This window comes from Methylobacterium sp. 88A (genome assembly GCF_000376345.1).
In the GTDB taxonomy this organism is placed as follows: domain Bacteria; phylum Pseudomonadota; class Alphaproteobacteria; order Rhizobiales; family Beijerinckiaceae; genus Methylobacterium; species Methylobacterium bullatum.
Genome location: NZ_AQVT01000001.1, coordinates 651455 through 671534, shown reverse-complemented (window position 1 = coordinate 671534; position 20080 = coordinate 651455). Strand labels below are relative to the sequence as shown.

Here is a 20080-nt window from a genome sequence, read left to right as displayed (position 1 = left end):
GGGTGACTCGAATCCGCAGGGTTTGCCTTGTCTGCCTGCAAGGCCTCTGCCCCGTGCCCTTTCCTACCCTGCCGGCCCCGCTCGTCCGAGCGCTCGAGGCCCGCAACTACGAAGACCCGACCCCCGTCCAGAGTGCCGTGATCGAGGCGGCGGCCCAGGGCCGCGACCTTCTCGTCTCGGCCCAGACCGGCTCCGGCAAGACCGTGGCCTATGGCCTCGCCTTCGCCGAGACGCTTCTGGGCGATGGCGAGCGGCTGGAGCCGGCCGGCCCGCCCCTGGCCCTGGTCATCGCCCCGACGCGCGAACTCGCGCTTCAGGTCCAGCGCGAGCTCGAATGGCTCTATGCCGAGACCGGAGCGCGCGTGATCGCCTGCGTCGGCGGCATGGACCCGCGCCGCGAGAGCCGGGCTCTCGCCGAGGGCGCCCATATCGTCGTCGGCACGCCGGGCCGCCTGCGCGACCATCTGGAGAGGCGCAACCTCGCCACCCAGAACCTGCGCGTCGCCGTCCTCGACGAGGCCGACGAGATGCTCGATCTCGGCTTCCGGGACGACCTCGAATTCATCCTCTCGGTGACCCCGAAGGAGCGGCGCACCCTGCTGTTCTCCGCGACCCTGCCGAAGGCCATCGCCAGTCTCGCCGAGCGCTACCAGAACGACGCCCTGCGCATCGCCGTGAAGGGCCAGGAGCGCGGCCATACCGACATCACCTACCGCGCCGTGCGGGTAGTGCCGCGCGAGATCGAGCATGTGGTGGTCAACACCCTGCGCTACACCGATGCGCCCACCGCCATCGTCTTCTGCAACACCCGCAACGCCGTGCGGCACCTCCAGGCGGTGCTCACCGAGCGCGGCTTCTCGGCGGTTGCCCTGTCGGGCGAACTCGGCCAGGGCGAGCGCAACGCCGCGCTCCAGGCCCTGCGCGACGGCCGCGCCAAGGTCTGCGTCGCCACCGACGTCGCCGCCCGCGGCATCGACCTGCCGACGGTGAGCCTCGTCATCCATGCCGACCTGCCGCACGACGCCGAGGTGCTGCAGCACCGCTCCGGCCGGACCGGGCGCGCGGGCCGCAAGGGCACCAGCGTCCTGCTGATCCCGGCCTCCAAGCGCCGCCGCGCCGAGCAGATGTTCGCCATCGCCAAGGTCAATGCCGAATGGGCCGCCCCGCCCACGGCCGACGAGATCCGCCGCCTCGACGGCGAGCGCATGTGGCAGGACCCGCTCTTCACCGAGACGCCGGCCGAGGAAGACCTCGCCATGGGCGAGGCGCTGCTCGCCCAGCGCACGCCGCAGGAACTCGCCGCCGCCCTCGCCAAGATCTACCGCGCCCGCCTGCCCGAGCCCGAGGACGTCACCGATCCGGGTGCCGGCCCCGAGCGCAAGGAGCGCAAGGTCTACGACCCGGCCGATTCGGCGCGGATCGATGCGGAAGGCCCCTCGGTCTGGTTCCGGCTCAATCTCGGCCGGCGCGACAACGCCGATCCGCGCCGCCTCCTGCCGATGCTGACCCGTCGCGGCAATATCGGCCGCCAGGAGATCGGCGCCATCCGCATCTTCGACCGGGAGACCAAGTTCGAGATCCGTGGCGGCGCCGCCTCGCGCTTCGCCGCCACCTTCGCCAAGAACGGCTCGCCGGAAATCCAGGTCGAGGCGCTTCTCGGCGGCGAGCCCGACCGCGAGGCCGAGGGCCCGAAGGGCTTCAAGAGCCCCCGCGCCGCCCGCCACGAGCGCGAAGCCGGCAAGAAGCCGCCGCAGCGCCGTCCGCGCTGAACGCTTCTTCTCTCCCTCGTCCCGTGTGCGGCTACGGCATTCCCGCATGTCGCGGGTTGCGCTGTCCTCCCCTCCTCCCCCTTGTGGGGAGGAGTTGGAGGTGGGGGTGGTTGGGTGACCCTCGACCGGCAGAGGCTAGCGGCGCCCCCCCCACTCCTGACCTCTCTCCACAAGGGGGAGAGGGACGCCGTCTGCTTGTCAAAGCAGAGGTATGAAGCCAGCCGCTCAAGGGGAAAGAGCAGTACCGGCGAGCCCGCTCCGTCACTCGAACGACGCCGTGACGAACCGGTCCATCTCGTTCGCGGGCCGGTAGGGCTCCCGGCGCAGGGTCACGGAGCGTCCCGTGAAATCCGGGTCGTCCTCCCGCACCGCCTGGACCTTGCCGTCCGGTGAGACCCGGCTGAACGAGAAGAGCGAGACCGCGAGGTTGTCGAAGGCGGCTTCGGTGGACCGGAACCGGCCGGGGGCACCGTTCGCCCGCTCGAACAGCCGCAGCACCTCCCTCGCCGTCAGCGAGAAGACGCGCTCCTTCCAGACATGCGTCTCGGCATGCCGCGCCTCGACCGTCACGCCGTCCAATCGGCCGTCGCGGTATTCCAGAAGGATCGGCGTGCGGTCCTTCTCGAGGTTCTGCCGGTCCAGGCTCACCAGATCGGTGGCGGCTTGCCTCATGGCCGAGATGTCGGCCGCCGACAGGGATGGACCCAGCTCGGCGATCATGGCGTCCACATCGGCGGCGGCCTGCGCACCTCGGATGAGCGGCGAGGGCGAACCGTAGACCGGGTCCGCCACCGCCGCGACCTCCTCCGGCGTGAGGCCGAAGACGAGGCGACCGATCCCGATACGAGGCGCCACCAGCCAGTCGGGATTCATGACGGTCCCCTGGCGACCAAGCGGATCGGCGAGGGCCGAGGCTGCCGCGAGGAGACAGGCCAGGACTGCCATGCACCGTCGCATGGCTCGCCCGTCAGAACTGGTTCGGCAAGTTTTTCACGGCGTTGCCGAGGGCTTCCACGCTCTCGGCGATCTTGCGGCCGGCCGGGGCGAGGGACGGCACCTTCAGGCCGAAGATCTCGCTCTGTTCGGGTTCCGGCGCGGCGGCGGGGGCCGCTGCGGGTTCGGCGTTGGCCTCCTGCACGGGCTTGGCCGCCTTGACCGGCTTGGGCTTTGCCGCCGCCACGCTGGGCTTGGCGGCGGCGGGTTTCGCCACGACGCTGGCGGCGGGCTTGACCGGCTCGGCCTTGGTCCGGGCGGGCTCGGCGGGAAGCGACGCGAAACTGATCTCGGCCGAGCGAGCCTTGATCGTCTGGGCCGCGCTCGGGGCGATCACGGCGGCGACGCGGTTCGGCACGATGGGCGAGAGCGCGTTGGGCGGCAGGGCGAGACTCACCGGCTCGATCGGCGGCAATGCCTTCGAGCGCGGCACTTCGGCCTTGACGACGGGGGGAACGGGCGTCGCCGCCGCCAGCGTCACCGGAGCTTCGACCGTCGCGGGCGCTTCGACCTTGGCAGCGGCTTCGACCTTGGCAGCGGCCTGGACCGATGCGGGGCTCTGGACCTTCGCAGACGTCTCGGCCGTCGCCGGCTCCTCGACGAGGGCACGCCTTTCCACGAGTTGGATACCGGGATCACGGGGCGGCACGGACGATCCGGTGGCCGAGGCCAGGGCCGGCACGCCGTCGCGCAGGTCGGGCCAATCGGCGGCTTTGGCTTGGGGGCCTTGCGCCTTCTGCATCTGGTAGAGGTTCGGCCGCACCACCTGCGGGCCGGCGAGGCTGCCCATCGCCGAATAGGCCGCGTAGGACAGGCCGGCCACGGCCACGCAGCCGAGCGTCCCGAGGGCGATCATGCGACCGCGTGCGGCGGGCTTCGCCACGGGCTTCACCGGCCGCGCCAGTGCCGGCTTGGCCGGAGCGGGCTTGGCAGGAGCCGGCTTGGCAGGAGCCGGCCCGCGGGAGCCGGTGTCGCGCCTTTCGCTCGGGTCGATGGCAACCTGCATCATCGGGCGAGTTCTCTAGCAATGCTCGAAAAAAACGTTTGACCGTCACGGAATCGCGACGGCGTAGTGCCGACGTGAGGCCGACATTCGGGCACAAAGATGTCCTCGGACACCTCGCCAGTCACGCCCGTGTCGTCGCTCACATGAATCTCGATAAAGCATTGTCGCTTAACGCTCGGTATCCGGCGAGGACTTGAGGCCGGAGGCCATTTCCAGATGGCCTTGCGGCGGGGAGAAAGGAGCGCGGTGCGCGCCGTTCCGGATGCGCGCATTCCAAGCGGATGGGATATCGCTACAAGCGCGACGCCGCCCCCGATCCATCCCGGTACGATCGACGATGACCCTGTCTCCCCCAGGCCCTCCCCCCGTGGAAACCGCGAGTGGCGCCTCGCGACGCCCGACCTGGGCCGCCCTGCCGACGCGGGCACGCCTCGTCGTCCTCGTCCTCGCCATCGACCTCCTGGCCGCCCTCGTCTCCTTCAGCCTGATCGTGGTGAACGCCCGCTCGGCGGTGGAGGTGGAGATGAAGGCGGCTTTGGCCAATATCGAGCTGATCGTCTCCGATACGATCGGTCTCGCCCAGTCCGATTCGCCCGCGCGCCTGCTCCAGACCCTGGAACTGCGCGTCCAGGGGCTTCGCCACGTCCGGGTGGCGGTGTTCGATGCAGAGGGGCGCAAGGTGGCCCTCGCCAATCCCCGCCCCCGCCGCGAGACCCATCTGGCGCCGCGCTGGTTCGCCGAGCTGATCGCCCCGACGCCGCAGCGGGACGACCTGCCCATCGTGGCGCAGGAGCAGCGGATCGGCACCGCCCTCATCACCACGGAGCCCCTCGACGAGATCGACGAGGTCTGGGGCTATACCGTCTCCCTCTCGCTGGCGAGCCTGTGCCTCAATCTCGGCCTGCTCGGCGCCCTCTACATCGCCTTCGGCCGGGTCCTCGCCCCCCTGACCCAGCTCGCCGACGGGCTGACCCAACTGGAGCGGCACGATTACACCGCGCGGCTCGACCCGCCGGCCTCGCGGGAACTCTCCGTCATCGCCGAGCGCTTCAACAGCGTGGCCGGGGCGCTCGCCGAGGCCCGCGCCGCGAACGGCCGCCTCAACCGGCAGCTTCTCACCGCCCAGGACGACGAGCGGCGCCGCACGGCCCTGGAGCTCCACGACGAGTTCGGCCCCTGCCTCTTCGCCCTGGAGGCGAACGCCGCCTCGGTGACGCGGATGGCGCAGGGCGCCACCGAGCCCGACCGCAGCAAGCTCGCCGCCCGCGCCGAGGAGATCAGCGCCATCGTCGGTCAGGTCCAGGGCCTCAACCGCGACCTCCTCAACCGCCTGCGCCCGCACGCCCTCGGGCAGGTGCCGCTCGCCGAGTGCCTGCAGCTGCTCCTGCGCAACTTCCGCAGCCGCCATCCGGGGACGACGTTCTCGGGGACGTTCACCGATCTCGCCCGCGGCTACGGCGACCTCATCGATCTCACGGTGTTCCGCTGCATCCAGGAGAGCATGACCAACGCCGTGCGCCATGGCGCGGCCCGCACCGTGACGGTGGAAGCGAGCGAGCGCGCGGCCGCCGACGAGCTCCGCCTCGTCATCCGCGACGACGGCACCGGCCTGCCCGCCGACCACGGCACCCCATCCGCCAGCCTCGATGGCGGGTTTCGCGGCGGAATGGGTTTATCGGGGATGCGGGAGCGCGTGGAAGCGCTCAGCGGCACATTTCGGCTTGACAATGCGGCGCCGGGGACGGTTGTCCGGATAGCGATACCGCTCGATCCCGAGCGGGCCGAGGACACGAGCCCGATCGTTCCCGCATGAACGCGTTCACACCGACATCGACCCAGGCGCCCGTCCTCGTGATCGACGATCATCCGATCGTCCTCCAGGGCTGCCGCCGCGTCCTCGAAGACGCCGGAATCGAGCGGATCGCCGAGGCCACCAGCACGGTGGCCGGCTATCGCCTGTTCTTCCGCCTGCGCCCGTCGATGGTGATCTGCGACCTGACCTTCCAGGGCAGCGGGCTCGCGGGCCTCGATCTCATCCGCCGGATGCGCAGCGCCTCGCCCGGCATCCGCATCCTCGTCTTCAGCATGCACAACGACCCGGTGATCGTCTCGCGGGCGCTGGAGGCCGGGGCGCTGGGCTATGTGCTGAAGGACCACGCCTCGGTCGAATTGTTCGAGGCGTTCGAGAAGGTCCGTTCCGGCCAGGTCTATCTCGACCGACGTCTGGCCACCGAGGTCGCCATGCTGCGCACCGACCCGCGCCGCACGCCCGAAAGCCAGTTGACCCCGCGCGAGCAGCAGATCCTCACCCGCCTCGCCCAGGGCAAGTCCTACGGCGCCATCGCGAGCGACCTGTCGGTGAGCTACAAGACCGTCACCAACGCCTGCTCGCAGATGCGCCAGAAGCTCGGCGTGCGGACGCTGGCCGAACTCATCCACGTGGCCGTGACCCAGGCGCAGCGGCAGGGCTGAGCCGCGTCGCCGTCGTGACGGCGCGGGTGCCGGATGGTCAGCCCAGCCCACCCATCTCCCGCACGATCCTCCATTCCTCCTCCGTCACCGGCTGCACCGACAGGCGGGAATTGTTGGCGAGCACCATCGCCTTCAGGCGCGGCTCGGCCTTGATCGCCTCCAGGGTCACCGGCTTCTTCAGCGGCTCGATGGCCCGCAGGTCGACCATGCCGAACCGGCCGGTCGGGTCGGTGTCGTCGGGATAGTAGGGCCGGATCACCTCGACGATCCCCACCACCGCCTTGCCCTCGTTGGAATGGTAGAAGAAGCCGCGCTCGCCCACCTGCATCGCCATGAGGTTGAGCTTGGCCACGTGGTTGCGCACCCCGTTCCAGGGCGTGCCGTGCTCCCCCGCCTCGACCTGCTGGTCCCAGGACCAGGTCTTGGGTTCGGATTTGTAGAGCCAGTACGCCATCGGTCGCCTTTTCGATCGTCGCGCCTCCTTAGCGCGGGAAAGCGTGGCCGTCAGGCGTCGCGGAGGGTCGATCCCCAGTAGCGCAGGCTGTCCTGGTTGATGGGCGAGCCGGCTTGTGCGTTGCGCGCGGTCACGAAGGCGTGGAACGCCTCCGCTTCGGCGGGACCGAGGAGGAGGCGGATCGCGGTGAGAATCCGGGTGATGCGCAGGTGGTTGTGGTCGTAGGGGCGGAGCCAGCCGTCGGTGCGGGTATAGAAGAGCCGCATCCGCGCGAGTGCCGAGCGCAGACCCGCTCGCGCGGTCTCGTCGGCGCGGATCGCCTCGGCCTCGTCCTGCCCGAGCACCGGGGCGCCCGGCACCGCGCGGCTGGCCTCGGCCAGGGGAAAGCACCATTGGATGTAGTCGTGGACGCCCTCGATCCGCGCATCGTCGAAGGCGAGGATGTCGGCGAGGCTGCGACGCGCGCCGTCGCGCCCGTGACCGGCAAGGTAAGCGTGGATCGGCCCCGTGCTCATTCGGCTTCCCGCTTGAGGGGGCGGGCGAGGAGACCCGCCACCACGGCGTCGACGCTCGCTTCCCCGGAGACGATGGCGGCCACGGCCTCGGCCACCGGCATCTCCACCGCGTTGCGGCGCGCCAGGGCGATGAGGGCGGCGGCGGTGAAGGCGCCTTCCGCGAGCTTGCCGCCGGAGGCTTCCTCCGGGGTGGCTCCCGCGCCGAGGCGCTGGCCGAAGGCGAAGTTGCGCGATTGCGGCGAGGAGGCGGTGAGCACGAGATCGCCGAGGCCGGACAAGCCCATCAGCGTCTCGGGCCGCCCGCCATAGGCGCGGGCAAAGCGCATGAGCTCGGCGAAGGCCCGCGCGATCAGGGCGGCGCGGGCGCTCTCGCCGAGGCCGCGCCCCGCGACGATGCCGGAGGCGATGGCGAGGACGTTCTTGCCCGCCCCCCCGATCTCGACGCCGCGCACGTCGTCGGTGTGGTAGACGCGCAGAGCCGGGCCGGACAGGGCGGCGGCGAGGCGGCCGGCCAGATCGCCGTCCCCGGCGGCCAGGGTCACGGCGGTGGGCAGGTTGCGGGCGACATCCGCCGCGAAGCTCGGGCCGGACAGGACCGCCACCGACGCGCCGGGCATCGCCTCGGCGGCCACCGCGCTCATGAAGGCGTCGCTGCCGCGCTCGATTCCCTTGGCGCAGAGCACGATGGCCGCCTGCGGATCGATGGACGGGCGGAGATTTTCCAGAACGCTCCGCAGGGTCTGGGCGGGCGTCACCAGCAGGACGATGCCCGCCCCGGCGAGATCGCGCGCTTCGCCGGTGGCGCGGATGCCGTCGTGCAGCGTCACCCCGGGCAGGTAGCGGGCGTTCTCGCGGCTGGCCTGAAGCCGTGCGGCGGCCTCCCCGTCGCGCAGCCACAGGGTCACGGGCCGCCCCGTGGCCGCCGCCGCGTTGGCCAGCGCCGTTCCCCAGGCGCCGCCGCCCACCACCGCAATCCGGTCGCTCATGATCGATGATCCTCTGGCGCCTGGTTCCCCTCTGCGAACGCCCCCTCCGCCGAGAGGCGATAGAGCACGTGCGGCTGGAGGGGGTGGTCCGCCGGCAGGGCGGGATGGAGGAAGTCCTCCGAGAAAGCCATGCCGAGCCGCTCCATGACCCGCCGGGAGGGTGTGTTGCCGGTGGCCGTGAAGGCGACCACCGCCGGCACGCCGCAGCGCCCGAACAGGTCGGCGAGGGCGAGCCTCGCGGCTCGCGTGGCGAGACCACGCCCCCAGGCGGACCGGGCGAGGCGCCAGCCGATCTCCACCACGGAGCCGGCGACGTCCCCGCCCGCGAACGGCATCGGCCGGATCAACCGCATGGCGCCGACGAAGCCGACGAAGCCCTCCCCCGGCAGCTCCACCGCCCAGGGTCCGAACCCGTCGGACTCGAAGCGCCGGTCGATGGCGCGCGCCTCGATCAGGCTCTCGCTCCGGTTCTTGGTGGAGGGGAAATGCCGCATCACCTCCGGATCGGCATTGAGCGCGGCGAAGGGCGCGTCGTCGGCCCTGATCCAGCGCCGGAGGACGAAACCCTGCCCTGTGAGCGAGGCGGGGGTCGAGGTGGGGACCGCGCGCCCGATCTTGCCGCGCCAGGCGAGGGAGCGCCGGTTCAGGAGCCCGAGATCGGCCTTCGCCGCCAGCACCGCCTCGCCGAGATCGATGGCGAAGGCCAGTCGGTCGGGCGGCATGTTGGCCCAGGCCGGCGGGGCGACGCTCTCGCGCCAGGGGCCGCCGCAGGCATTGTCGAGAAGGATGCGCGCGAAGCAATGATCGACGCGCACCGGCCATTCCGGCCGGGCACGGGCGGCCTGGGGAAGCCGCCGGTCGACGAGGTCGCGCCAGCGCCTCTGCAGGGCGACGGGCGGCACGGTCCCTGTCAAAACACCCTCAGGCAACCGCCGCCGCCTCGGCGAAGGGCCAGCGGGCGCGGGCGGGCGCGGTAAGATCGTCCACGAGGCCGAGGCGCAAGCGCTCGATCCCCGCCCAGGCGATCATCGCGCCGTTATCGCCGCAGAGGGAGAGGGGTGGGGCCACGAAAGTGAGGCCGGCCTCGTTGGCCTGTGTCGTCAGCGCACGCCGGATCGCGCCGTTGGCCGCGACCCCGCCGGCGGCGACGAGGGCGGTCGGATGGCCCGCGATGGAGCCGAATTCGCGCAGGGCGACACGGACCCGGTCCACCACCACGTCCACCACCGCCGCCTGGAAACTGGCGCAGAGATCGGCCACATCGGCGCCGGAGAGCGGGGCCAGCCGCTCGGCCTCGATCCGCAGGGCGGTCTTGAGGCCGGAGAGGGAGAAGTTCGGCTCGCGGCGGCCGAGCATGGGGCGCGGCAGGGCGAACCGCTCGGGATTGCCGGTCTCGGCCATGCGCTCGACCTCGGGGCCGCCCGGATAGCCGAGGCCCAGGAGCTTGGCCACCTTGTCGAACGCCTCGCCGATGGCATCGTCCACGGTGGTGCCGAGGCGGACGTAATCGCCGACCCCCTTCACCGCCACGAGCTGCGTGTGCCCGCCAGAGGCGAGCAGCAGCAGATAGGGGAAGCCGATGCCGTCGGTGAGCCGGGCCGTCAGCGCATGCGCCTCCAGATGGTTCACCGCGATGAGGGGCTTTCGCGCCACCAGCGACAGGGTCTTGGCGGTGACGAGGCCGATCAGCACCCCGCCGATCAGGCCCGGCCCCGCCGCCACGGCGATACCGTCCACCTGCGACAGCGTCATCCCGGCCGTGTCGAGGGCGCGGGCCACGAGGCGGTCGAGGACCTCCACATGGGCGCGGGCCGCGATCTCGGGCACGACGCCGCCATAGGCCGCGTGTTCGGCGATCTGGCTCAGCACTTCGTTGGAGAGGATGCGGCCGCGCCCATCCTCGCCCGGCATGACGATCGAGGCGGCCGTCTCGTCGCAGGTCGTTTCGATGCCGAGGACGTTCATGGCGATGCTTTGGACTTTACGGAAACGGAGGTCTCCACCCTAGCCGGGCATGGCGCCCGAGGGCAACGATGGGCACCCGCCGAGGAGACGTGTCATCGAAGCGGCTTGCCAACGCCTCGGCGACGGGCGAATCCGGGGCGATGGTGGCGATGCGGATATGGATCGCGCGGCCCGAGCCGGGGGCCAAGCGCACGGCCGGGCGGCTCGCCGCTTTGGGCTACGAGCCTCTGGTGGCGCCGGTCCTCGTGGTGGAGGCGACCGGTGCGCCCCTGCCTCCGGGCGTCTTCGACGGCATTCTCGTCACCAGCGCGAACGCGCTTCGGCAAGCCTCGCAGTGGCGGCCGATACACCACCTCCCCGTCTTCGCGGTAGGCGTGCGCACGGCGGCATTGGCGCGCGAATGCGGGTTCGTCTCCGTGAAGACGGCGGATGGCAACGCCGCCGATCTCGTCGACCTCGTGGTGCGGGAGGCCGCGCCGGGAGCCTCGCTCCTGCATCTGGCGGGCGAGGACCGCAAGGCGGAGCCGGCGGCGTCCCTGACCCGAGCGGGGTTCCGGGTGACGACCCACATCGCCTATGGGGCGCGACCGGTCGCCTCGCTGCCGACCGTCGTGGCGACGGCGCTCGGCCCCCCCTCCACCCTGACAGGCATGCTGCACTACTCACGAAGAAGCGCGGCCACGGCTTGCGAACTCGCTTGGCAAGCGGGATATGGCGGAGCTTTCGCGGCGCTCAGGCATTACTGCTTGTCGGCGGACGTGGCGGTTCCCCTGGCCCAGGCCGGGATCGCCCCCCATTTCGTCGCGGAACAGGCCAACGAGGTATCACTTCTCGCGGGTCTGACATCAGGTTTCCGACAAGCGGTCTCGCCGAGGCCGCAGCCTCGGTGTTAGGACGAACGCATACGCTGTGACCGCAGGGCGGCAGACCGAGCGCGACACGCGCCGGGGGTGCTTCATGCGGCAGACGCAAGTCGGGAAGGGAGCAAGACGCCCGTGAATCCATCCAACAGCGACGGAAAAGGTCCGGGAACTCCGACGGGGCCGAACGGCCCCAAGCCAGAAGCAGGCAAGCCCGAGACGGCCAAGCCTGAGACGGCCAAGCCCGTCACGACGACTCCCGGCTCCACGACGCTCGGTGCCACGCCCCCCGGCGCGACCAATCCCGGTGCGGTCAAGCCGTCGACGCAGCCTGCGGCATCGCCGTCTCAGCCGGTCCGGACCGATGCACTCAAGCCCGCCGTGCCGCCGGTCTCGACGGCTCCCAAGCCTCCCGAAGGCAAGCCTCTGGAAGCCAAGCCCCCGGAAGCAAAGCCGGGCGATACGAAGCCCGATGCCGCGAAGGCGGCTGCTCTCCAGAACGAGCCCGTCAAATCCGATCCGCCCAAGCCGGCGGCATCGCCCTTCGACGCCGGCAAGGCCGGTGGTCTCAAATCCGAGCCCGCCAAATCCGAGCCTCCCAAGGCTGAGCCGTTCAAGTCCGAGCCGCCCAAGGCCGCCGGTCCGGGCGCTGCGGGCGCGAATCCGTCTTCCATGAGGACCGACCCGCCGAAGACCGGCGCATCCGGCAGCGGCGCTCAGTCCATGCCGTCGAAGGCGGATCTCACCGATGGGCCGATCATCGACCTGAAGGCCAAGCGGGTTCCCGATCCGGCCGAGGCCGCGAAGACCGGTTCCGCGTCGAGCGCGACGAAGCCGTCCGGGTCCGGCACTTTCACCACGAGCGCGGACAAGGCCTCCTCCCCGTCGGATGCCAAGCCCACTGGCTCCGATACCAAGCCCGCCGGCTCCGATACCAAGCCCGCCGGCTCGACGACGCCCAAGATCGGTCCGGCCGTTGCCGCGACCGAACCCAAGCGCGGCGGGGCCGGCTTCGGCTCGGTGGCGGCGGCGGGGCTCCTCGGCGGCGTGATCGGCGCGGGCCTGCTCTTTGCCGTCGAGCGTTCCGGTGCCCTTGGGGTCGCTGACGACGGGCGCATCGCCGCCCTCGACCAGAAGATCGCGACGCTCGCGCCGAAGGACGCCCTTGCCGCCCTCGACAGACGCATCGGGGCCAACGAGGCCACCCTGAAGCCGCTGCCGGAGGCAATTCGCTCCGCCGATGCGGCCGCCAAGGACGCGTTACAGAAGGCGGGTTCCGCCTCGGCGAGCCCGCCGGCCGATGGGTCTGCCCCCGCGGCGGCCTTGCCGCAGGATCTCGTCGCCCGCCTCGACGGGCTCGACCAGCGCGTCGCCGCCCTGCAGGAAGAGCCCGGCCGCGACCAGTCCGGCAACGCCGCCCTCACCGCGATCTCGCCCCAGGCGCTGTCCGGCCTCGACGAGAGGCTGAAGGCCGTCGAGGGCAAGGTGGAGAATGCGGCCAAGCCCGCTGCCGACGATGCCCTGGCCAGCCAGGTCACCGCGCTGAAGGGTGACCTCGAGAAGAGGACCAAGGCGAGTTCGGAGGCGGACGAGGCCCTGACCCAGAAACTCGCCAGCCTCCAGCAAACCCTGGAAGCGCGGGTGAAGGCGGCCACGGAAGCGGTCCAGGCGGCGACGCAGGCGAGCCAGCAGGCGGTCGACGCCAACAAGACGCAGGCGGCGGAAGCGGCCAAGGGCGTCGAGCGGCTCCTCCAGGCCCAATCCGAGAAGATTGCCGGCCTCGACAAGGCCGTGGCCATCCGTGCGGAGGCCTCCACCGTCCAGGCCGCCATGCGGGTCGTGGCGGCGGATCGCATCGTCGGCGCGCTGAACACCGGCTCGCCCTATGCCGATGCGCTGGCGGCCCTGCGCAGTTCCGAGCCGGGTGATCCGGCGCGGCTTACCGCCGTCGCGGCCTTCGCCGACAAGGGCGCCCCGACGGCGCGGAGTCTGGCGGCCGAGTTCCGTCCCATCGCCGAGCGGATCGCCGCGATCCGCAAGGCGGCCCAGGCGAAGTCGGTGGCCGAGACCGGCGACATCAAGCAGCGCCTGATGAGCATGGCCGAATCCATCGTCCAGGTCCGCAAGGTCGACGCTCCCGCCGCCCCCGGCGAGGCCGCGGCCGAGGACGCCGTGCCGAAGGTGCAGGATGCCCTGGATCGCGGCGCCATCGCCGAGGCGGCCAAGGCTTTCGCCGGCCTGCCCGAGGATGTGCGCGCGCAGTTCGGCGAGTTCGGCACCAAGCTCGCCTCGCGCGCCGCGGCGGGTGATGCCGCGCAGGCACTGCTGGCGGATGCGTTCAAGGCGCTGCCCTCCACCGGCGCCGCCCGGTGAGGATCGCCCCTCCGGTTCGGCCGTCCGGCATGCCGGGCGGCGGAACCTCGATCATCATCTGTGGGCGCGGCGCGCCCGCCCTTCCCGATACGCGCGTCCCCTCCCCGGCCGACGCCACCTTCCGGAGTTCGTGATCCCATGTGGCGCGCCCTCGCCTTCCTAGCCCTTCTCGCCCTCGCCGCCTTCGGGGCGACGTGGATCGCCGACCGCCCCGGCACGGTCACCATCGTCTGGAACGGCTACGAGCTCGCCACCAGTCTCGCCATCGCCCTGATCGGCGTGTTCATCGCCGCCATCGTCATCGGCTTCGTCTGGGCCATCGTGCGGGGCATCATCACCCTGCCGGAGACGCTGGTCCGGGGTTCCAAGGAGCGGCGCCGGGCCAAGGGCTTCTCGGCCCTCTCGCGCGGCATGGTCGCGGTCGGCTCGGGCGACCCGCTCGCGGCACGGCGCCATGCCAGCGATGCCGAGCGCCTGCTCGGCGCGGAGCCCCTGGCGCTCCTGCTGAAAGCGCAGGCGGCGCAGATCTCCGGCGACCGCGAGGCGGCGGAACACGCGTTCCAGCGCATGGCCAACGACCCCGAAACGCGGGTGCTGGGCCTGCGCGGTCTCTTCGTCGAAGCCCGCCGCCGCGAGGACGACGTCGCTGCCCGCGCCTATGCCGCGGAGGCCGCACGCCTCGCCCCCAGCGTCACCTGGGCCAACGAGGCCATGCTCGAGGCGCAATGCGCCGATGGCGATTGGAGCGGTGCCGTGCAGACGGTGGAGCGCCGCGCCTCCTCGGGCCTCATCGAGAAGGGGCTCGCCCGCCGCCAGCGCGCCGTGCTCCTCACCGCCGCCGCACAGACCCGCGAGGCGGGTGAACCCGAGGCGGCGACGCAGCGCGCCCTCGACGCGGTGAAGCTGGCGCCGGACCTCGTCCCCGCCGCCTGCGTCGCCGGACGCCTTCTGGCGCGGCGCGGCGACCTGAAGAAGGCCGCCAAGATCGTCGAGGCGGCCTGGCGCGCCAATCCCCACCCGGATCTCGCCAAGGTCTATCTCGGCCTGCGTGTCGGCGATTCCGTGCGCGACCGGCTCGCCCGGGCGGAAAACCTGGCCCGGATCTCCACCTGGCATCCCGAAGCCCGCCTCGCTCTGGCGCAGGCGGCCCTGGAAGCGCAGGAATTCGGCAAGGCCCGCGAGGCCCTGTCGCCTCTCATGGCGGACCGCCCCACGGTGCGCGCCTGCCTGACCATGGCGAAGGTCGAGGAAGCCGAGCACGGTGCCGGCTCCGGCCGGGCGCGCGAATGGCTGGCCCGCGCCGCCCATGCCCCGCGCGATCCCATGTGGATCGCCGACGGCGTCGCTTCCGAGCGCTGGGCGCCGGTCTCGCCCGTCACCGGCCATCTCGACGCCTTCGTCTGGAAGGCACCCACCGAGCTGCTCGAAGGCCCGTCGGGCAACGACGTGACCGGCGACCTCGACGACGGGGACGACCGCAGCCAGCCGGCGCTCGCGACCTCGATTCCGGGCACGGAGATGCCGGCCCCGGTGAGTGCACCCGTGGCCGCGCCGACGAAGCCCGCCGAACCGACGGCCGTGAACGGGGCCAAGATGGTCTCGGCCCCCTCCGCGCCGTCAACCGGACCGATGGCGCCGGGCGCCGCGACACCGGTGGTGTTCCCGCCGCCGAAGGGATCGGATTCCACGGCCGAGACCAAGGCCCGGCTGGTCGGCTGATCCCGCAATGGGGCAAGAAGGGCGCCGCCGCGGCGGCGCCCTTTAAAGGTCGGTTCACGCAAGCTCGCTAAAGCTGTGTCCAGCGAGTTCTGCGTAAACGAAGTGCCATGTCCCCATCTCTCGACGATGCGCCGGACTTCTCCGGCCTGATCGAACTGTCGCGTCTCGGTGACCTCGATCTGAAACCAGTCATCCTCCGGGTGCAGACCGATCTGTTCCTCACCGCCTCGGTGCGGGACCGGAAGACGGTGGAGGCGTTCGAATCCCTCGCCGGCGGTCTGATCCCCACCGTCGACGACGAGACGGCGGAGATCGTGGCGCGCAAGCTGGCGCCCTTCCCCGCGACCCCGCAATCCGTGCTCGCGGCGCTCGCCGCGCGCGGTGGCGAGATCCGGGATCTCATCATCGCGCAGGCGCCGGACCTCTCGGCCCGCGTGATCGAAGCCGCCCTCGCCGACGGCTCCGACATCGCCGCCGCCATCGCCCGCAGGGCCGATCTGAGCCGCAGCCTCATCGAGGAAATGGCCTCGCGCGACGTGGCCGCCATCGATCTCGCTCTCGCCGAGAACTGGCAGCTCGCCCTTCAGGGCACCACCATCGCCCTCCTCGTCGGCCGCGCGCGGACGAAGCCCGACCTGGCCCAGGCGCTTCTCGCCAGACCGGATCTCGCCCCGGGGGATCTGGCACCGCTGTTCCTCTTCGCCGACGAAGAATTGCGCGAGGCGATCGGCCGGGCGGTCGGTTCGCGCGCGGCTCTTCGGCCGTCGCCCCCCATGCCGCGCGAGGCGGGCGCCGTCCTCACCGGTTTCTCGGGCAGGAACGATGTGGCCGGCTTCGTCGCGGCCCTCGCCGAGATGCTCGGCCTCCAGCGCAACTTCCTCGGCGCGACACCGGACCCGAGCCAGCGCTACGAACTCCTCACCCTCGCGCTTCGCGCGGCGGGATTGCATGAAGAGGAGGCAGTGTATGTCTTCCTGACCCTCAACGAGACCGTGGCTCGCTCGGTGGACCGGGTCTACGACCTGGTGAAACTGTTCCGCACCATCCCCAGCGGCGCGGCCCGCGACCTTCTCAGCGCGGTCCTCGACAAGCCGCTGCCCGAGCGGCTCAACGGCGGCACTGCCCACCAGCCCTACACCGCCCCCGATGCGGTCCGCCCGCGCATGGCGCCGGCCGCCGCAGAGCGTGCGCCGCTTCGCCCTGCCCTTCCCGGCCGCGTGAGGCAATCGGCGTCGAACTGACCCTCGCCGGGGCCTCGCCTCGTCCTATTCGGCGAGATCGAGGTGGTGGCGGCCCTGGCGGTCGTCGATCTCGACGATCCAGAGATCGTCGTCGAAGCGCAGTTCCTTGCCGAGGCGGAGCTCGACATCGGGCGGCGAGGCTTCGCTCATCAGCCGGACGAAGCTGCGATCGGCCCCGTCCCCGGTATCGACGAGGGATTGCGGGGCCGGACCATAGAGATCGGCCCGGCCATCCAGGCGATCGACCTTCACGAAGATCGCCCCCGCCTCTGGCGCGCCGCGCCGACGCTGCACCGCGTCGATCCCCTCGACGGCAAGACGGCGGAGATGGGCGGAGACCCAGAAATCGGAGCGCAGGCGAGGCATGGCCCGCCTATAGCACCGAAGGCGTGGCGCGGGGACCGGCCTCAAAGAGAGCCGAAAGGTGGACCCGATCCGACCTTCGGTACCGTCCGGTATTTCTTCAATCTCAGTCACCGTGATGGGATCGCGGCGCCCGGCTCCCTCGCCCTTCGTTGAGCTCTGAGCTTTCGCGGTCTATGCAGACCCCATGGACCTCCAAGTTTCCGCGAGTCGCTCACCGGCTCCCATCGCCTGCAAGCTGCCGCTTTACGGGAAGGCGGCGCCGTTCCTGCCCATGAGCCGCGCCGAGATGGACGCGCTCGGGTGGGATGCCTGCGACATCATCCTGGTGACGGGTGACGCCTATGTCGATCATCCGAGCTTCGGGATGGCGATCATCGGCCGGCTGCTCGAATCGCAAGGGTTCCGGGTCGGCATCATCGCCCAGCCCGACTGGCAATCGGCGGAGCCGTTCAAGGCGCTCGGCCGGCCGAGGGTGTTCTTCGGCGTCACCGGCGGCAATCTCGATTCGATGGTGAACCGCTACACGGCGGATCGTCGCCTGCGAAGCGACGACGCCTACACGGCGGGCGGACAAGGCGGCGCCCGCCCGGACCGCTGCACCATCGTCTACACGCAGCGCTGCCGCGAGGCCTACAAGGACGTGCCGATCGTCCTCGGCGGCATCGAGGCGTCCCTGCGCCGCATCGCCCATTACGATTACTGGTCCGACAAGGTGCGCCGCTCGATCCTGGCGGACGCGAAGGCCGACCTGCTGCTCTACGGCAATGCCGAGCGCGCCGTGGTCGAGGTGGCGAACCGCCTCGCCGCCGGCGCGGCGCCGCACGAGCTCGACTCGGTCCGGGGCGTCGCCCTGTTCCGCCGGGTGCCCGAGCACTATACCGAGCTGCCCGCCGACGATCTCGATTCGGCCGACGAGGCCGCCATGCGCCGCCCCGGCGAGACCGTGATCCGGCTTCCCGCCTACGACGAGGTCAAGGACGACAAGGAGGCCTATGCTCGCGCCTCGCGGGTGCTGCACCGGGAGGCCAATCCCGGCAACGCCCGTCCCCTCGTCCAGCGCCACGGCGACCGCGACCTGTGGCTGAACCCGCCGCCGATCCCGCTCTCCAGTGAGGAGATGGATGCGGTCTACGACCTGCCCTACGCCCGCGCGCCCCATCCCTCCTACGGCGACGCGAAGATCCCCGCCTGGGACATGATCAAGTTCTCGGTGACGATCATGCGCGGCTGCTTTGGCGGCTGCACGTTCTGCTCCATCACCGAGCACGAAGGCCGCGTCATCCAGAACCGCTCGGAGGGCTCGATCCTGCGCGAGATCGAACTGATCCGCGACAAGACGCCGGGTTTCACGGGGGTGATCTCCGACGTTGGTGGCCCCACGGCCAACATGTACCGGATGGCGTGCAAGGACCCGAAGATCGAGGCGGCGTGCCGCCTGCCGTCCTGCGTCTTCCCGGACATCTGCCCGAACCTGAACACCTCGCACGACGACCTGATCCGGCTCTATCGCAAGGTCCGCGAAGTGGAGGGCGTCAAGAAGGTGATGGTCGCCTCCGGCGTGCGCTACGATCTGGCGGTGCGAAGCCCCGAATACGTCGAGGAGCTCGTGACCCACCATGTCGGCGGCCGGCTGAAGATCGCCCCCGAGCACACCGAGCGCGGCCCCCTCGACCTGATGATGAAGCCGGGAATCGGCACCTACGACCGCTTCAAGGAGATGTTCGACGCCGCCGCCAAGAAAGCCGGCAAGAAATACTACCTGATCCCGTATTTCATCGCGGCGCATCCGGGCACGACCGACGAGGACATGATGAACCTCGCCGTCTGGCTCAAGAAGAACGACTATCGCGCCGATCAGGTCCAGACGTTCCTGCCCTCGCCCATGGCGACGGCCACGACCATGTATCACACCGAGATCAACCCGTTGCAGGGCGTGCGGCGCGGCGGCAGCGAGCCGGTGGACGCGATCAAGGGGATGCGGCAGCGCCGGCTGCACAAGGCGTTCCTGCGCTATCACGACCCCGAGAACTGGCCCCTGTTGCGCGAGGCGCTGCGGGCCATGGGCCGGGCGGACCTCATCGGGCCGAGGCCGGACCAGCTCATTCCGTCCTCGCAGCCGCCGGGAACGGGCTCGGGTAAGCCGGGAGGCCAGCCACGCCCCATGCGCCATCCGGGCGCGCCGCGCTTCACCACGAAGGGCGTGCCGCTGCGGAAATGACGGTCTCGCCCGTGCGATGGCCGGATGCGTTGAAAGGCTTTCGGGGTTCTGCGCGCTGAGGCGGACACACGGAAAGCCACTCGTCGTGGGCCTACGATATTCACGCATCTCGCGGACACCGCGGGTCCCCTTTCCTGGAAGGAGAGGTAGCCCGTCGCGCTTCACGTCGAACCCTCTTGGATAGGGGGAACCAGCATCGAGCAGATGTGTGTGTCCGGTAGCCTCACGGAGGCCGCGAGCCGCCTCCGAATGCCGGATTCCTTGCCCTACCCCTTGGTCGAACCGGCGCGCGAGGCGAGTTCGCGCAAGGTGCGACCGGCGGCGACGCCCTTGACCGGCAGCTTGCGGTCGCGCTCGAACTTCTCGATGGCCGCCCGTGTACCGGGGCCGAGGACACCGTCGGCAACGAGCGGTCCGTATCCGAGCTTCACCAGCGCCCGCTGCGCCTGCGCCACGGCCTGATCGGGTTTCGGCGTCACCGAGGCCGTGGTCTCCCCGGCCTTGATGATGTCGGCGATGACGTCGCGCTTGGTGGAGGGCGCGGCAGCCGCTGGCTTTGTGGCGGGTTTCGCCGCCTCGGTCGCCGGCACAGCCTTCGGTTCGGGAACCGTCTCCACCTTCGGCGCCTCGATCCGGCGCGGCGGGGCCTCCGCGAGCTTGACCGGCTCGGGCGACGGGCCGGCCGTGGACTTGGCGGCGGCAGTGCCTTTGCCGAGGGTCGGGAAGAGCGGCGCGGGGTGGCGTCCCCCCTGGTAGCCCAGCGCATTCATGGCCACGGCCGCCACCGCGCCGATGGCCACCACCGAGCCGAGCACTTCGCCGGGCCGGCGCAGGCAGAGCCGGCCGAAACTGCCGATGGCCGAGGCTACGCCGCGCAGCCAGCCGAAGGCGGGCCGGCGGGCGCGGGTCGAGGCGGGTTTCCGGCGCGGAGCGGCGGTCTGCGCGGCCCTGGTGGGAACGACGATCTCGCGCTGGTCGCGCTTCGGCAGCGGTTCGCGCATGGTCTATCCTCTCAAACGCAGAAAACGGCCCGACAGGTCGAGCCGAAAACGGGTCGGTGGCATCGCCGGGACGCAGGATCCGACGGTGAGCTGCGCACCTCGTCCCGGATGCCGGCTCCGGGACGAGGTACGCGTCGGGTTG

General features: G+C 71.1%; 17 protein-coding genes. 8 read left to right on the top strand and 9 right to left on the bottom strand.

All coding sequences use genetic code 11. The features are described 5' to 3' along the window. Positions 1 to 53 precede the first annotated feature (53 nt). Positions 54 to 1769: a DEAD/DEAH box helicase gene (locus A3OM_RS0103045; protein WP_018042261.1), complete on the top strand. Its 1716-nt coding sequence runs from the start codon at positions 54 to 56 to the stop codon at positions 1767 to 1769. Positions 1770 to 2030: 261 nt separating this feature from the next. Here the strand turns inward: A3OM_RS0103045 and A3OM_RS0103040 are convergent, their stop codons facing one another. Further along, on the bottom strand, positions 2031 to 2714 hold the full coding sequence (locus A3OM_RS0103040; RefSeq protein ID WP_018042260.1) for a hypothetical protein: 684 nt from the start codon (positions 2712 to 2714) through the stop codon (positions 2031 to 2033). Positions 2715 to 2736: 22 nt separating this feature from the next. Beyond that, entirely contained in the window at positions 2737 to 3771 is a 1035-nt protein-coding gene (locus A3OM_RS0103035) for a hypothetical protein (protein ID WP_018042259.1), read from the bottom strand. A gap of 334 nt (positions 3772 to 4105) precedes the next feature. Between A3OM_RS0103035 and A3OM_RS0103030 the strand changes: the two genes are divergently transcribed. Next, positions 4106 to 5581 (top strand): ATP-binding protein, encoded by a 1476-nt coding sequence (locus tag A3OM_RS0103030; protein WP_081612610.1) that lies wholly within the window; start codon positions 4106 to 4108, stop codon positions 5579 to 5581. Next, positions 5578 to 6240, top strand: coding sequence for a response regulator transcription factor (locus tag A3OM_RS0103025; protein ID WP_018042257.1), 663 nt, complete (start codon positions 5578 to 5580; stop codon positions 6238 to 6240). Before A3OM_RS0103030 ends, A3OM_RS0103025 begins: the two co-directional genes overlap by 4 nt. A 37-nt stretch (positions 6241 to 6277) precedes the next feature. Here A3OM_RS0103025 and A3OM_RS0103020 read toward each other — a convergent pair whose 3' ends face one another. From A3OM_RS0103020 to tsaD, 5 genes are read right to left on the bottom strand one after another with little or no spacing between them, the layout of a single operon-like run. Then, positions 6278 to 6694, bottom strand: a complete 417-nt coding sequence (locus tag A3OM_RS0103020; protein ID WP_018042256.1) for an EVE domain-containing protein — start codon at positions 6692 to 6694, stop codon at positions 6278 to 6280. A 50-nt stretch (positions 6695 to 6744) separates the two neighbouring features. Continuing rightward, on the bottom strand, positions 6745 to 7209 hold the full coding sequence (locus A3OM_RS0103015) for an opioid growth factor receptor-related protein (RefSeq protein WP_018042255.1): 465 nt from the start codon (positions 7207 to 7209) through the stop codon (positions 6745 to 6747). After that, complete coding sequence (locus A3OM_RS0103010) at positions 7206 to 8195, bottom strand: NAD(P)H-dependent glycerol-3-phosphate dehydrogenase (protein ID WP_018042254.1); 990 nt, start codon at positions 8193 to 8195, stop codon at positions 7206 to 7208. Before A3OM_RS0103010 ends, A3OM_RS0103015 begins: the two co-directional genes overlap by 4 nt. Next, entirely contained in the window at positions 8192 to 9097 is a 906-nt protein-coding gene (locus A3OM_RS0103005) for a GNAT family N-acetyltransferase (protein WP_018042253.1), read from the bottom strand. The genes A3OM_RS0103010 and A3OM_RS0103005 overlap by 4 nt, the downstream gene beginning before the upstream one ends. A gap of 19 nt (positions 9098 to 9116) precedes the next feature. Continuing rightward, positions 9117 to 10160, bottom strand: a complete 1044-nt coding sequence (tsaD, locus tag A3OM_RS0103000; protein WP_018042252.1) for a tRNA (adenosine(37)-N6)-threonylcarbamoyltransferase complex transferase subunit TsaD — start codon at positions 10158 to 10160, stop codon at positions 9117 to 9119. Positions 10161 to 10309: 149 nt separating this feature from the next. Between tsaD and A3OM_RS23410 the strand changes: the two genes are divergently transcribed. From A3OM_RS23410 to A3OM_RS0102975, 4 genes are all read left to right on the top strand, one after another. After that, positions 10310 to 11053: a uroporphyrinogen-III synthase gene (locus A3OM_RS23410; protein WP_051074362.1), complete on the top strand. Its 744-nt coding sequence runs from the start codon at positions 10310 to 10312 to the stop codon at positions 11051 to 11053. 102 nt (positions 11054 to 11155) lie between these two features. Further along, entirely contained in the window at positions 11156 to 13393 is a 2238-nt protein-coding gene (locus tag A3OM_RS23405) for a hypothetical protein (protein WP_018042250.1), read from the top strand. Between the two features lie 138 nt (positions 13394 to 13531). Continuing rightward, a complete protein-coding gene (locus A3OM_RS0102980) occupies positions 13532 to 15112 on the top strand; it encodes a heme biosynthesis HemY N-terminal domain-containing protein (RefSeq protein ID WP_018042248.1) in 1581 nt (526 codons plus the stop codon). Positions 15113 to 15219: 107 nt separating this feature from the next. After that, positions 15220 to 16353, top strand: coding sequence for a DUF2336 domain-containing protein (locus tag A3OM_RS0102975; RefSeq protein WP_018042247.1), 1134 nt, complete (start codon positions 15220 to 15222; stop codon positions 16351 to 16353). Positions 16354 to 16377: 24 nt separating this feature from the next. Here A3OM_RS0102975 and A3OM_RS0102970 read toward each other — a convergent pair whose 3' ends face one another. Beyond that, positions 16378 to 16719 (bottom strand): DUF1491 family protein, encoded by a 342-nt coding sequence (locus A3OM_RS0102970; RefSeq protein ID WP_018042246.1) that lies wholly within the window; start codon positions 16717 to 16719, stop codon positions 16378 to 16380. Between the two features lie 184 nt (positions 16720 to 16903). Here A3OM_RS0102970 and A3OM_RS0102965 point away from each other — a divergent pair, with 184 nt between their 5' ends. Next, the gene (locus A3OM_RS0102965; protein WP_018042245.1) at positions 16904 to 18937 is read left to right on the top strand and encodes a YgiQ family radical SAM protein; all 2034 of its coding nucleotides are present in this window, start codon (positions 16904 to 16906) and stop codon (positions 18935 to 18937) included. 266 nt (positions 18938 to 19203) lie between these two features. On the opposite strand, the gene A3OM_RS0102960 is transcribed toward A3OM_RS0102965, so the two are convergent. Continuing rightward, entirely contained in the window at positions 19204 to 19938 is a 735-nt protein-coding gene (locus A3OM_RS0102960; RefSeq protein ID WP_018042244.1) for a peptidoglycan-binding domain-containing protein, read from the bottom strand. Positions 19939 to 20080: the final 142 nt, after the last annotated feature.

Coding starts and splice junctions, on each gene's coding strand:
- A3OM_RS0103015 (WP_018042255.1), bottom strand. CDS start 7,209: ATGAGCACGGGGCCGATCCACGCTTACCTTGCCGGTCACGGGCGCGAC.
- A3OM_RS0103040 (WP_018042260.1), bottom strand. CDS start 2,714: ATGGCAGTCCTGGCCTGTCTCCTCGCGGCAGCCTCGGCCCTCGCCGAT.
- tsaD (WP_018042252.1), bottom strand. CDS start 10,160: ATGAACGTCCTCGGCATCGAAACGACCTGCGACGAGACGGCCGCCTCG.
- A3OM_RS0103035 (WP_018042259.1), bottom strand. CDS start 3,771: ATGATGCAGGTTGCCATCGACCCGAGCGAAAGGCGCGACACCGGCTCC.
- A3OM_RS0102980 (WP_018042248.1), top strand. CDS start 13,532: ATGTGGCGCGCCCTCGCCTTCCTAGCCCTTCTCGCCCTCGCCGCCTTC.
- A3OM_RS0102970 (WP_018042246.1), bottom strand. CDS start 16,719: ATGCCTCGCCTGCGCTCCGATTTCTGGGTCTCCGCCCATCTCCGCCGT.
- A3OM_RS0102965 (WP_018042245.1), top strand. CDS start 16,904: ATGGACCTCCAAGTTTCCGCGAGTCGCTCACCGGCTCCCATCGCCTGC.
- A3OM_RS0103025 (WP_018042257.1), top strand. CDS start 5,578: ATGAACGCGTTCACACCGACATCGACCCAGGCGCCCGTCCTCGTGATC.
- A3OM_RS0103020 (WP_018042256.1), bottom strand. CDS start 6,694: ATGGCGTACTGGCTCTACAAATCCGAACCCAAGACCTGGTCCTGGGAC.
- A3OM_RS23410 (WP_051074362.1), top strand. CDS start 10,310: ATGCGGATATGGATCGCGCGGCCCGAGCCGGGGGCCAAGCGCACGGCC.
- A3OM_RS0103030 (WP_081612610.1), top strand. CDS start 4,106: ATGACCCTGTCTCCCCCAGGCCCTCCCCCCGTGGAAACCGCGAGTGGC.
- A3OM_RS0102960 (WP_018042244.1), bottom strand. CDS start 19,938: ATGCGCGAACCGCTGCCGAAGCGCGACCAGCGCGAGATCGTCGTTCCC.
- A3OM_RS0103010 (WP_018042254.1), bottom strand. CDS start 8,195: ATGAGCGACCGGATTGCGGTGGTGGGCGGCGGCGCCTGGGGAACGGCG.
- A3OM_RS0102975 (WP_018042247.1), top strand. CDS start 15,220: ATGTCCCCATCTCTCGACGATGCGCCGGACTTCTCCGGCCTGATCGAA.